Here is a 13,614-nt window from a genome sequence, read left to right on the forward strand (position 1 = left end):
GAAAGACGATGACCCTCTATGCAAGACTTCATGAAGGACCGATACGGCGTCGACGACCTTTCGCTTGCCCTGGGCGGCGTAGGCGTCGTGCTCACCCTGGTGGGGACCATCTTTTCGCTCCATCCCCTCTCCTACGTAGCGCTCGTGCTGCTGGTGCTCGCCCTTGTACGCGCGCTATCTAAGAACAGCGCGGCACGACAGCAGGAAAACGACGCATTCCGTCGCATCATGGCCCGGATTCCTGGTCTGGGGTCCCGTTTTGGCGGCTCCTCGAGCAGCCGCAGCGGTTCGCGTCCCTCGAATGCCGGCGCCGCTGCATCCGACTTCAAGCGTCAGGCGCGTACCGCCAAGAAGATGTGGAAGGATCGCAAGACGAAGGCGTTCCTCAAGTGCCCCACCTGCGGCCAGACGCTCTCTGTCCCCAAGGGCAAGGGGCGCATCATCGTCACCTGCCCCAAGTGCCACACCAGGATGGAGACGAAGTCGTAAGGCGGCTGAAACGAAGCCGCAAAGCTACTGAGCCGGGGCCAAGAATGTGACCGGCCTACTTCCTGCTATAGGCACGGCCCCGCCGTATGCATGGCCGTGCCCCGCGCATCCCTGAGCCCTGAACGCGATCGGCCGGCTCATCGCCACGAGTGTAGCTCTGCCGTGAATGCGACCCAGCCCCGTGTGGCCATGGATACAATCGGTCGGCTCTCTGCCGTAAGCGCGGCTCTGCTACCGCGAGCGTGTCCGTGGGACCGAGAACGCGATCGACCGGTTCATCACCACGAGCTTGACTCTGCCGCGAATGTGACCCAGCCCCGCGGCAATCAGTCGGCTCTCCGTCGTGAGTGCGACCCTGCTGCAAGCATGTCCCTGGCCCATTTCTGATGTTTTGAATTCTTTTCTGCGCGAGGCAGCTTAGCCAGCGCAGCTGCGTTTACACCGGACGCCTCGGCTACCTGCAGGGCAGGCGTCTCGGTGAGATTTGAGACAGATTCCGGCAAGATTCGTGCCACGTCCCGGTAAGAAATCGCCAAGATACCCGGGTCTACCCTCTCCACAAGCCGTTGCTTCATCGATGGAGGCAGCGACGTTGTATGAGAGGAAGCCCCATGGATATCTCAACGAACAACGGAACAGAAATGACCGGGATCGCGTCGACGCACACCTCCTCGACCGCATGCCAACGAATTCCACCCGACTCGCGCCCTGTCCCTCCGCATACAACATCGCCCACTATGCGCCCGGCGACGGGAGAACCCGGCGACTCACTCGAAGAACGCCGCAAACTGCTTGACGACGTCACGCACAGCATCGATGCTGCAGCGGACTATTGGGCGACGCGCAAAGAGGAGTTCCTTTGGCTTGCCGGCGAGCTGTACCTTGGTTTTGTCGATCCCGCCATGTTCTACGGTGAGGAGCCGTTTTTCGAACAGGACATGTTCAATCTCCTCTTTACCGAATGGACGCTCTTCGAATTTCCTTTCTATAAGGGGCTTACGCCGTTGCAAGAGTACGCGGCTCACCCGCCTGTTGATGCCTCCCCGCAGGACGTGCGCTGGATGCGAGAAGTCATGGACGCTCAATTCTTCTCACGGTTCGAGATACGCCACAAAGAACCCGCGAGTGGCATGACCACGCTGGTCGACGTCTGCACCAGCAAACGTTACGACGTGTTTGACGAGGTGCTGTGCAACGTTGACCGTTGGAAGAGCGGAACCATCGCTATGCGAATCGCCCGTGTGGGAGATCTCTGGCTGCACGTGGGAAAAGTCCATCTGTATGACCGCGCCGAGGCTCACTTCACTGCGGTCGACGGGCCGGGAGCTTTTCATCCCGAAGACCGCATCAATAAACCTTGGGCCGAGCAGGCCGGCTTTTACCTGCGGCTCATTCGCGACCTCATCGGCCTCGATGGGCGCTATCGCGCAACGACCAAACTGGTATCGACAGAATGGTCCGACCGATAACACGGGGCAAGGCGGTGTGCGGCCACGATACTGCGGCAAAACACACGCTGCGGGTAGGGCGAGGAGCTAAACTGCGGCAATCCACACGCTCGAGGCCCTCTAGAAGGGGTCTGAGCGTGTGGATTGTTACAACATAGAATCCGGGCGTGTGGATTGCCGTAGAACACCGCCGGCGGGCGAGATGCAGCCAGCGTTACCGAACGCCGCCGGGAAGCGACGCACGGCTCACGTCGCAGAACACCGCAGGGGGCGTGCCGAAGCCCACATCGTCGAAAACAGTCAGGGAGCGAGGAGCGGCCCGCGTCGCCAAAACCACCGATGCGTACAGGCACCCCATCGCGCAGAACCGGCCGACGCACAATGAAGCCATCCACCCTCGCGTCAAACAGCCTCGCGTTAACCAACCTCACGCTCATTGAAAGGAGTGTCGATGCGCCCCACTTCAAATGAACAAGCATGGAAACCGGCTCCACGGAAGCATGCGTCACAAGATCCAACGCTGCGAACGACAGAGCACGCCGGACGGTGGAGCGCTTCACCAAAGTACCCCGCGAGCGAATTGACGCATCGCCCCTCATCGGATCGGCTACTCAAGCGCCCTTCTGAACAACCCCATGAGCGCCGCGCGTCCGAAGAACCGCCCACGGGCAACATGAGTCAGCGAATGCGCGCTGCAGCGCGATATGAGCAGCTCGCCAAAGATGCAGCAGCTTCTGATAGGCTTATCGCCCCTCAAACGGCATCCGACCGTGAACTGCTGCGGCGCCGTCTGCGCAGCGGTCAACTTATCTCGCCCGCAAACGGACTGTATGCCCCCGCCGACCAATGGCGCGCGCTCGATCCCCGTTCGCGCGCACTCAAGCTCATCCGCTCCCTCGCCGCATTGCACGACTCTTGGACATTCCGTTCGCATTCTGCCGCGCTGTTGTGGGATCTCGATGTCCCCTATCCACTTCTCATGCCAATACGCGTCATCGCACAGAGCCGACCGACACGGGATGGGTCAACGCGCACGCGAAGGCTCTCGCCAAGGGACCGGATCGTGCCAGTTGGCGGAATCAGGGCGACATCATTCTGGACAACGGTGTATGAATCCCTCACGGAGGCGCCCTTTGATCTTGGTCTTGCTGTAGCAGACTCGGCGCTTCGGCTGTCTGGCATGAACTCCCGCACTGCATGGGACGCTATGTACGAAGAAGCTGCGCGTCGACATAAGCTGCCCCGCGTGCGCTTCATCCTGCAACATGCAGACCCCAAATCGGAAAACGGTGGTGAGTCGCGCGTCCGGGCGTTCTTAATCATGAATGGGTATCAAATTCCCGAACTTCAAGTCGAGCTGCCGAATCCCATTGAATCGGGCGGCACGTTTCGCGTCGACTATCTATGGATGCTTGCAGATGGAAGCATCGTTATTGGAGAATTTGACGGCAAGGCAAAATACCAGGACGAGAATTACCTGCAGGGCGGCAGCGCACTCGACGCAATCATCCAGGAGCGTCAGCGAGAAAGCCGTCTCACCCTGCTCGGTTATCCGGTGCTGCGATTCACCTTCGACGATCTGACGCATCCTGCACGCTTGCGGCGGCTTCTTGATACCGCGGGAATTCCCAGGGACGAAAACGCCGCGGCGCACATACGACAGAAGTGGAATGTCCTTCGATAGTACGCCGACCCTACCTCTGCCCTTTCGGAACTCGTCGTCCCTTCTGCCGCATTCCAAGTGTCCAGCAATCTGTTCTGCGGCAAAACACACGCTGCGGGGAGGGTGAGGGGCTAAACTGCGGCAATCCACACGCTCGAGGCCCTCTAGAAGGGGTCTGAGCGTGTGGATTGCCACAACATAGAATCCGGGCGTGTGGATTGCCGCAGAATGCAGCCGGAGGGCGGGGCGCAGCCCACATTACCGAACACCGCCGGAGGGCGAGACGCGACCCACGTCGCAGAACACCGCCGGAGGGACAAGATGCAACCGACATGACCGAACTCGTCGAGACAGCCGAACGGACGCATACGGAGACGCGGCCCACCTTACGTACCCGCTGGCACGGATGGGCACACTTCCGACACCGCACGCGGGCGCTCCTGCAGCGGCAAGGCTACAGGCCGAGAGCCTCCGTCACCTCGGCAACACAGGCGAGGGCGTCGGCCATGGCGTTCACCACAAGCGAGGAGCCGTTCCGGGCATCGCCTGCGGCAAACACGAGCGCGCGCTTCTCGGCAGCGTCGGCACCATGCGAGCCCTCAGCAGCCGCATCTTCGCGAAGCGCGCAGCGATGCGACCCCTCCTTCGCCATCACCGGCAGCGGACGTCCCTCAGAGGCGATCGCCACATCCAGTGCGTCGAACACGCCATGCTCGGGACCGGTAAACCCGCAGGCAATCAGCACCAGCTGGGCCGGCAGCTCGTGATCGGAGCCCTCGATATGGTCCGGACGACCGGCACTCCAGTCGAGGTCGACCACGTGCAGCGCACGCACATGACCCTCGTCGTCCAGCTCGACTTCGGTCGTATCGACAGCCCAGGAACGCATCTCACCACCCATAAGGGAGATGGCCTCCTCCTGGCCGTAATCGGTCTTGCCCACGTTGGGCCACTCGGGCCAGGGATTGCTGGGCAGACGTCGAGCCGGCGGAGCGGGCATAAACTCAAGCTGGCGGACCGAGCGAGCACCTTGACGCACCGCCGTACCCACGCAGTCGTTACCGGTGTCACCGCCGCCGATAACCACCACGTCAAGGCCGGCCGCGTCAACGGCGGGCTCCCCGCCATCCAGGACCGCCTTCGTTGCCGCCGTGAGGTAATCCACCGCGAGCACCACGCCAGGCGCGTCAGCGTTTGCAGCCGAGATTCCGCGCGCGGCGCCGGCACCCACCGACACCACGACCGCGTCAAACTCGTGTGCGAGTTCCTCAGCAACGTCCGCCTGTGATGCGTCGACGCCCAGGCGGAACTCGATACCCAGCTCCTGCATGAGCGCCACGCGGCGCTCCACCACGTCTTTCGGCAGCTTCATGTTGGGAATGCCGTACATAAGCAGGCCGCCCGCACGGTCGGAGCGCTCTACAACCGTCACCTGCGCGCCGCGGCGGGCAAGCTCCCACGCCGCCACCAGGCCGGCAGGACCAGAGCCCACCACGGCGACGCGCGGGGCGCCCTCCCCCGCCGCCTCAAACCGACGAGGACCGCCGTGCGCCCACTCCCAGTCGGAGATAGCGCGCTCGTTATCGTGGATGGTCGTGGGCTCGTCGTTCACGCGCCCCAGGTTACAGGCAGCCTCGCACAACGCGGGACACACCCTGCTGGTGAACTCCGGCATGGGGCTCGTCAGCGCCAGACGCGCTGCAGCCTGATCCCACTGCCCGCGATAGACGAGCTCGTTCCATTCCGGAATGAGGTTGTGCAGCGGACAGCCGCTCGGCCGCGCCGACCCAAACGAAGCGCCCATCTGGCAGAAGGCGACTCCACACATCATGCAGCGGCTGGCCTGGACGCGCTGCGCCTCGGCATCGAGGTTCACATACAGCTCGTCAAAGTCGTGAACGCGCTCGTCCACCGGCCGCAGGCTATGCGCCTGGCGGTCATGGTCGAGAAATGCTCCCGGCTTGCCCATCTTGAAATCCTTTCTCTATTGCCCGCCGAAATCCCCGGACGGACGCAGGAGTGTCCTTAGAAGAGCGAGGGTCCGGAGCGGCCCCGTCATCTCGCGCGCTGGCGACATGCGTGGGGCCGCCTCCGGCATCTCACGCGGTTACCGCTTCGAAGGCGGTCTCAAGCGCCTCGGCATGCGTGGCGCCGTTGCGCTCTTCGGTCGCGACGATCTGCATGACATGCTCATACTCCGGCGAGACCACCTTGCGGAAATGCCGCGCCACATGGGCGAAGCGATACAGTAGGCGAATGCCGCGCGGGCTTGCCGTGTAGCGCACGTGCTCCTCGAGCAGATCGTGAATCTGGTCGAGCTCGGCCTGCGTGGGGTCGACCACGTGCACACTGCCCATATTGCATCGCGAGGCAAGCGTGCCGTACTCATCGAACACGAAGGCCACGCCGCCCGTCATGCCGGCGGCGAAGTTCTGACCAACCTCGCCGAGCACGAGCACGCAGCCGCCGGTCATGTACTCGCAGCCACAGGTGCCCACGCCCTCGACAACCACGGTGGCACCGGAGTTGCGCACCGCGAAGCGCTGGCCGGCAAGGCCGTTCACAAAGCCGCGGCCGCCCGTGGCGCCGTAGAACGCGACGTTGCCCACGATGGCGTTCTCGTCGAACTTGAACGTAGCCGTCTCGGGCGGGCGAACCGAGACGATGCCGCCCGAAAGACCCTTGCCAAAGTAGTCGTTGGCGTCGCCGGTCACGTTGAGCGTGATGCCTGCCGGCAAAAACGCGCCGAAGCTCTGGCCGGCCGAGCCGTCGCAGTCAACCACGATGGACCCTTCGGGCAGTCCCTCGGGATGTGCCCGGGTAACTTCGCTGCCCAGGATGGTGCCCACGCAGCGGTTGACGTTCGCGATGTCCGCACGGAAGTGCACGGGCCGCAGATGCTCGCGAGCATCGCGGGTGACCGGCAGGAACAGGGTGGCATCGAGCGTGCGCTCGAGCTCTGAGTCCGCAGCCATCTCCGGCAGGAAGTGGCGACCGGCCGCGCCCTCGATATGCGCACCGAACTCGCAGGTCGCACGCGCCAGGACCGGCGAGAGATCCATGAGGTTGGCCTTCCAGTTGCCCTCGACGCCCACCTGGCGCAGGCACTCAGGATGGCCCACCATCTCATCGACGGTACGGAATCCAAGGCGAGCCATGACGCCGCGCATCTGCTCTGCCACGAACAGCATGAAGTTCTCGACGTACTCCGGCTTGCCGGCGAAACCGCGGCGCAGACGGCAGTTCTGGGTGGCGATGCCCGCAGGGCAGGTGTCCTGCTGGCAGTCACGCTGCATGAGGCAACCCATGACGATGAGCGGCATGGTGGCGAATCCGAACTCCTCGGCGCCCAGCAGGCATGCCACCGCGACGTCAGTGCCGTCCATGAGCTTACCGTCGGCCTCGAGCACCACGCGGGAGCGCAGGCCGTTCTGCAGCAGCGTCTGCTGCGCCTCGGCCAGTCCCAGCTCGAGCGGCAGGCCCGCGTGCCAGATGGAGTCGCGCGGCGCCGCACCCGAGCCGCCGTTGTGGCCCGAGATCAAGATCTTGTCGGCCGCGCCCTTGGCCACGCCGGTGGCGATGGTGCCAACGCCCGCCTCCGAGACGAGCTTCACGCTCACACGGGCGCGCGGGTTGGCGTTCTTCAGGTCGAAAATCAGCTCGGCCAGGTCCTCGATGGAGTAGATGTCGTGATGGGGCGGCGGCGAGATGAGACCGATACCCGGCGTGGAGCGGCGCACCTCGGCAATCCAGGGGTACACCTTCTTACCCGGAAGATGTCCGCCCTCGCCCGGCTTGGCACCCTGAGCCATCTTGATCTGGATCTCGGTCGCAGAGCACAGGTAGCGGCTCGTCACGCCAAAGCGGCCCGACGCCACCTGCTTGATGGCGGAGTTAGCGGAGTCTCCGTTGGGCAGCGGCGTCTCGCGGCGCGGGTCCTCGCCGCCCTCGCCAGAGTTGGAGCGCCCGTGCAGGCGGTTCATCGCAATGGCCAGACACTCGTGGGCCTCACGGCTGATGGAGCCGAAGGACATGGCGCCCGTGTTAAAACGCTTGACGATTTCGCGCGCGCTCTCGACCTCGTCGAGGGGCACCGGCGTGCGGCTTGTGAAGTCAAAGTCCAGCAGGTCGCGCAGACGAACGGCGCGACCGGTGCGATGCAGGCGCTCGCTGTAGGTGGCAAAGAGGTCAGGATCGTCCTCGCGACAGGCCTTCTGCAGCAGGTAGATGGTCTGCGGGTCGATGAGGTGATCCTCGCCGCCCAGCGGACGCCATTTGGTAAGGCCCAGGCTCGGAAGCTCGGACGGAGCCGGGCTCGACGCGATCTTGTCGGCATCGTCCACGCGCTCGCGCAGCTCGCGCTCGACGTCATTCACACCCAGTCCGCCCACACGGCTCACCGTGCCGGCGAAGTGACGCTCGACGAACTCCTGGTCGAGGCCGACCGCCTCGAAGATCTGCGCGGAGTGATAGCTCTGCACCGTCGAGATGCCCATCTTGGACATGATGGAGACGATGCCCGCCGTCGCAGCGCGGTTGAAGTTCGCGATACCTTCCTCCGCAGTGAGCGCGTGTCCGTCCTTCGCGTGAAGGTCGCTGCGCTCGGCGAAAGCGCGGATGCAGTCGTGCGCCATGTACGGGAAGATTCCGCTCGCGGAGTACCCCACAAGCGCTGCGAAGTCGTGGGCAGACACGGCGTCACCCGTCTCTACCACCAGGTCGGCGAAGGTGCGCACGCCCGCGCGAATCAGGTGGTTGTGCACGGAGGAGACAGCCAGAAGCGACGGGATGGGAACCTCGTCGGCGCCGGCGCGGTCGGACAGCACGATGATGTTCGCACCGTCGCGCACGGCCTGCTCGACCTCGGCCGCGAGACGCTCAAGCGCTTCCTCAAGCGCCCCGACGCCGGCCGCACGCACGAACACGGCGCGGAACCGACGCGCATGAAAGCCCACGCGGTCGATGGCGCAGATACGGTCGAAGTCCTCCTGCGTAAGAAGCGGCCCCGGCAGGCGCACGAGCTGGCAGGACGTGCGGGAATCCTCGAGCAGGTTGCCGTGGTTGCCCAGATAGAGCACCGTCGAGGTCACAAAGCTTTCGCGCAGAGCGTCAATCGGCGGGTTCGTGACCTGGGCAAAGAGCTCGAAGAAGTAGTCGAAGAACGAACGATGGCGCTGGGACAGGCATGCAAGCGGCGCATCGATACCCATGGAGGCCAGCGGTGTCGAGCCGGTCTGCGCCATGGGGCGAACCACCTCGTCGACATCGTCCCAGTGGTATCCCAGCCGGGCCATGCGTACCACCGGGTCGACGCCCGCGTCTGCAGGACGGGTCGCGGCAGCAGGAAGCGCGAGGTCGAACACCTCGAGCGTCTCCTCGGCAATCCAGTCTCGGTAGGGCTTCTCTTTGGCAAAGCGCTCACGCAGCTCGTCGTTGTACACGACGCGCCCCGAGCCCAGATCGACCTCGAGCATCTCGCCCGGCCCCAGGCATCCCGCGGTCAGCACGTTCGCCGGGTCGACCTCGATGGTGCCCACCTCGGAGGAAAGCAGGAATCGGTCGTCGCGCGTCACGTAATAGCGCGCCGGACGCAGGCCGTTGCGGTCGAGCGCGGCGCCCAGCACGCGGCCGTCCGTGAACGCGACCGCCGCGGGGCCGTCCCAAGGCTCCATAAGCATGGACTGGTAGGCATCGTAGGCGCGGCGCGTCTCAGACAGCGCGGCATTGTGGTCCCAGGGCTCAGGGATAAGCAGCGACACAGCGCGGGACAGCGGGCGTCCGTTCATAACCAGAAACTCGAGCACGTTGTCCAGGATCGCGGAGTCGGACCCTTCGCGGTTGATGATGGGCAGCACGCGCTCCAGGTCGTGCTGGAGCAGCGGCGAATACAAGTTGGGTTCACGGGCGCGGATCCAGTTCACGTTGCCCTTGAGCGTGTTAATCTCGCCGTTGTGAATGATGTAGCGGTTGGGGTGCGCGCGCTCCCAGCTGGGCGTGGTGTTGGTGGAATAGCGCGAGTGCACAAGCGCGACGGCCGTCTTGACCGCGGCGTCATTGAGGTCGGTGAAGAACCGGCGCATCTGGGTGGCCACCAGCATACCCTTGTAGACAATAGTGCGCGAGCTCATCGAGCAAATGTAGAAGATCTTGCCCTTCAGTGCATGCTCGGCGTCCGCACGCTTCTCGATCATACGGCGGCACACGTAGAGGCGTCGCTCGAAGGCATCGCCCGGCTCGACCCCCTCGGGACGGCCCAGGAACGCCTGCAGGATGGTCGGCATGCACGCGCGCGCCGTCTCACCCAGGTCGTGCGGGTCCACGGGAACCTTGCGCCAAAACAGCAGGGGCACGCCCGCCTCGGCACAACCCGCCTCAAACGTGCGGCGCGCGTCCTCCACGCCCTGATCGTCCTGCGGGAAGAACAGCATGGCCACGCCGTAGCCGCCCTCGTCCGGCAGAATATGACCGCACTTCTGCGCCTCCTTGCGGAAGAACGTGTGCGGCACCTGGAACAGAATGCCTGCGCCGTCACCGGTATTGTGCTCAAGACCCTTGCCGCCGCGGTGCTCGAGGTTCACGAGCACCGAGAGGGCGTCGTCGAGCATCTGATGCGACCGGGTGCCATTCATGCTGGCCAGCGCGCCGATGCCGCATGCGTCATGGTCGAACTCTGGCCGATAGAGGCCCGCTGCGGCCTGCGACGCTGCGGGGCGTCGATCCTTGCTCGTCTGCATCTGCGTCTCCTTCGTCGTTCCGAGCGCCCGCCGGCGCACAGGGCAGCCGGGGACGCGGATGAAGCTGACTTATCGTAGGGCCGGGCCGTTGCGAAACCGTTGCCCCCATGTTTCGCCCCCGTTTCGAAACACAGGTGTAACGGGACCGCGCGGCGCCTCCACGGCCCCTACAATAGGAGGGTCAGTCGCATTGTCGAGCGGCCACGAACAAAGGAGAATCATGGCTACCCCGCTTCCGGCACGTTCCATCGTAGACATGCACACCCACACGCACTTCTCGGACGGCGTGGGCACCTTTATGCAGAACGCGGATGCCGCCGTCGCGGCCGGATGCCGCGTTATCGTTTCCACCGACCATCTCACGCTGCCCCGCTGCATGGACCCCGCAGGAGAGGTTCAGGTCACCGAGGACCAGCTTCCCGCGCACCGGGCTTCCTGGCACGAGGCCTGTGCGACGCATCCCGAGCTCGAGTATCTCTATGGCTTCGAGTGCGATTGGTACGAGGGCTGTGAAGACAACATCGTGCGCTGGACCGCCGGAGCGCAGATTCGCCTGGGGTCGGTCCACTGGCTGGGCACTCAGGATGACGGAGCCTGGATCGACGATGCCACCGACCAGCATATCTGGACCGAGCTGGGGCCCGACGAGGTATGGCGCCGTTACGCAGCGACCTGGTGCCGCGCCTGCGAGTGCCCGCTCTTTGATACCATGGCCCACCCCGATCTCGCCATGCGTTTTGTAAACGAGGGCTTTGCACCCACCATCGACCTGACGCCGCTCTGGGACGAGATGGCCGCCTGCGCCCACGACACCGGCAAGCGTGTGGAGCTCTCCACCGCCGGCTGGCGCAAGGGCGTTGGAGACTACTATCCCTCCGAAGGGCTCCTCGCGCGGTTCCACCACGCGGAGGTGCCGCTCACCGTCGGGTCGGACGGACATACGCCGGGCGATATCTGCGACGGCATCTTGAAGGCATACGACCACGCCGCATCGTTTGGCTACCGCACCGTCGAGGTGCCGCGAGCAGACGGCTCTTGGGAACAGATGCCCATCGTCGCGTAGGAGTCGCGCTGTTTGGCCCCGGGGCTGAATGCCCCGGGGCTTCAGAAGGCCTCTAGACAAGAAAATGGCCCGGTTGCCCGGGCCATCATTCACAGCGTCACGTTGTGCAGGGGTCGTTACTCCTCGACCAGCTCAAACTGATCCGGGCCAACGCCGCAAACGGGGCAGACGTAGTCCTCGGGAAGCTCAGGCGTGTCGACCTCGACCTCGTAGCCGCAGACGACGCACACGAACTTGTAGGTCTTCTTCTCGTCAGCCATGGTACATCCTTTCGTAGGCGATGAACGTATGGCTAGTATATCCGCCCGGGCACCGTTCAAACCCGCAAATCTGCCGACGGCATATCTTCGCAAATAGGACACAATATTAGTATCATTTTATTGTGTGGCCGTTATTTGCCTCGGCTCGCTCTTCCACTTACCACCAATCCCGATCCATCAGGTCAATAACATCGAACAGGGACGGGACGACCGCATTCGCGAGGTCGTATTCCCTCTGACCAGGTGTGACCATGTCAGGGACCATAATCGAATAACATCCAGCTCGATAGGCAGCTTCAATTCCGTTGGGGCTGTCCTCCAGCACCACACACTCTGAAGGCGAATATCCCAGACGTCGAGCGGCGAGTTCGAAGATTTCAGGTTCAGGCTTCGCACGCCTTACTACATCGCCCGTAACAATCGCATCAAACCGCTTCGTAATACCTGCTCGATCAAGTAGCCGCCTACAATACGCCGCACCTGCCCCGGTCGCCACCGCTCGACGCAATCCCCACGTCTCAAGAGCATCGAGCAGAGCGAGCAGCCCGGGCTTGCAGATGTCGTCGCATGTCGCAAGTAACGACTGGAACCTTAGACGTTTACGAGAGAGAAGCTCATCGGCCGCAGAAACGCTGCCAGCCGCCTCGACAAACAAAGATCGCATCTCAGTTGCATTTACGCCCTGCGTACGCACCATAAAGGCATCGTCGATTCGAATGCCCATCTGCCGAGCTGCATCATACAGAGAAATCCAATGCAACCGCTCGGTTACAAACATAAGGCCATCCATGTCAAAGATGACAGCACGCGGCCGCACGGGCGCGCCCGGTTTCGCTGACAAACCCCTTAATACCCGAGCATGCTCCCTTTCGTCACTCGGCATTACGGTCTCACCTTCCCTCAGGATGCACAACCGGCACACCCACCTGCCTACGGGCTTCGTCTAGAATACGCTGCACTGCTACGCTATGTCTCAACGCTTGTTCACCAGCAGCGTAATCGCCCATGTGCATAATCTCTGCAAAGCGTCGCAGCTCGTGATAAAGGCGCGGCACCGAACCATCCTCGGCAAACGATCCCTCTCCTCCGCGATACAGAGACCATGAAAACTCCGAGAACGCATTGGGCCGAGCCGTCGAATGAATGAATCCCTCATCTCCCTCAATGCTAATCGAATCGACGGTCTTGCAATCTTTTGCACCAATAAGTGAACAGACGAACGTCGGATAGGTCATCACCAGCACGCCCGATGTATCAATGCCACGCTCGATGTTGGCGGTGTACGACACGCTCTCAGGCACGCCGAAAAGCCCCACCACGAAGTGAACGTTGTAGACATTCAAATCCATGAGCGCGCCGCCACTTTTAGCCGGGTCGAAGACCGGCGGTAGATCCCCGCGCTTAAATGCGTCATAGCGTCGCGAATATTGCGAATAATTGAGCGCCACAATCTTGATATCACCAAGTCGCGGTACCAGAGTGTTCGCCATATCGTAAGCCGGCGTATATTGATTGCTGGTCGCTTCAAACAAAAAGAGGCCGCGTTCCTGAGCCAGCGTCGCCAACGACTCGGCCTCCTCAACGCACGAACAGAATGGTTTCTCGCATATTACCGACTTACCTTGCTCCAAAGCTTTCCGAGAGAAGTCGTAATGCAGCACATTGGGCACCGCAACATATATCACGTCAAGCGTCTCGTCAACGACCATCTTCTCATAGTCGAGATACACCCGATCGATGTCGTAATCATCGGCAAGTGCATGCAAACGCCTCTCCATATCCGGCGTAGCGCAGATCGCCTTCACCTTCAGCTCCGAAATCTGCTGCTGAGCTTGGAGGAAAGCCGGAACGATGGTCCCTGCACCAGCTATCCCTACATTCATTGCTCTCTCCTTCAGTCAACAGGGCGCACTGCACCAAGTACGAGTACCGCAGGTGCAGCACGCCTCAAGCTTGC

The 13,614-nt window shown here is 62.8% G+C and carries 9 protein-coding genes; 4 read left to right on the plus strand and 5 right to left on the minus strand.

What is annotated here, in order from left to right:
* Window positions 1-18: 18 nt before the first annotated feature.
* From B5F33_RS05630 to B5F33_RS10820, 3 genes are all read left to right on the plus strand, one after another.
* Window positions 19-489, plus strand: coding sequence for a hypothetical protein (locus B5F33_RS05630; RefSeq protein ID WP_087410820.1), 471 nt, complete (start codon window positions 19-21; stop codon window positions 487-489).
* A 611-nt stretch (window positions 490-1,100) separates the two neighbouring features.
* Window positions 1,101-1,958: a hypothetical protein gene (locus B5F33_RS05635; protein WP_143757950.1), complete on the plus strand. Its 858-nt coding sequence runs from the start codon at window positions 1,101-1,103 to the stop codon at window positions 1,956-1,958.
* A gap of 652 nt (window positions 1,959-2,610) precedes the next feature.
* Window positions 2,611-3,621, plus strand: coding sequence for a hypothetical protein (locus B5F33_RS10820; protein WP_143757951.1), 1,011 nt, complete (start codon window positions 2,611-2,613; stop codon window positions 3,619-3,621).
* Window positions 3,622-4,054: 433 nt separating this feature from the next.
* Here B5F33_RS10820 and B5F33_RS05650 read toward each other — a convergent pair whose 3' ends face one another.
* The gene (locus B5F33_RS05650; protein WP_087410824.1) at window positions 4,055-5,569 is read right to left on the minus strand and encodes a glutamate synthase subunit beta; all 1,515 of its coding nucleotides are present in this window, start codon (window positions 5,567-5,569) and stop codon (window positions 4,055-4,057) included.
* 130 nt (window positions 5,570-5,699) lie between these two features.
* A complete protein-coding gene (gene gltB, locus B5F33_RS05655) occupies window positions 5,700-10,334 on the minus strand; it encodes a glutamate synthase large subunit (protein ID WP_087410825.1) in 4,635 nt (1,544 codons plus the stop codon).
* A 220-nt stretch (window positions 10,335-10,554) separates the two neighbouring features.
* Between gltB and B5F33_RS05660 the strand changes: the two genes are divergently transcribed.
* On the plus strand, window positions 10,555-11,397 hold the full coding sequence (locus B5F33_RS05660; protein WP_087410826.1) for a PHP domain-containing protein: 843 nt from the start codon (window positions 10,555-10,557) through the stop codon (window positions 11,395-11,397).
* 116 nt (window positions 11,398-11,513) lie between these two features.
* On the opposite strand, the gene B5F33_RS05665 is transcribed toward B5F33_RS05660, so the two are convergent.
* The 3 genes from B5F33_RS05665 to B5F33_RS05675 form a co-directional block, all read right to left on the minus strand.
* Entirely contained in the window at window positions 11,514-11,657 is a 144-nt protein-coding gene (locus B5F33_RS05665) for a rubredoxin-like domain-containing protein (protein WP_087354464.1), read from the minus strand.
* Between the two features lie 157 nt (window positions 11,658-11,814).
* Window positions 11,815-12,540 carry an HAD family phosphatase gene (locus B5F33_RS05670; protein ID WP_087410827.1) on the minus strand — a complete coding sequence of 242 codons (726 nt, stop codon included), beginning with the start codon at window positions 12,538-12,540 and terminating at the stop codon, window positions 11,815-11,817.
* 7 nt (window positions 12,541-12,547) lie between these two features.
* Complete coding sequence (locus B5F33_RS05675) at window positions 12,548-13,540, minus strand: Gfo/Idh/MocA family oxidoreductase (protein WP_087410828.1); 993 nt, start codon at window positions 13,538-13,540, stop codon at window positions 12,548-12,550.
* Window positions 13,541-13,614 lie beyond the last annotated feature (74 nt).

The sequence above is a fragment of the Collinsella sp. An2 genome, assembly GCF_002160065.1.
Lineage (GTDB): Bacteria > Actinomycetota > Coriobacteriia > Coriobacteriales > Coriobacteriaceae > Limicola.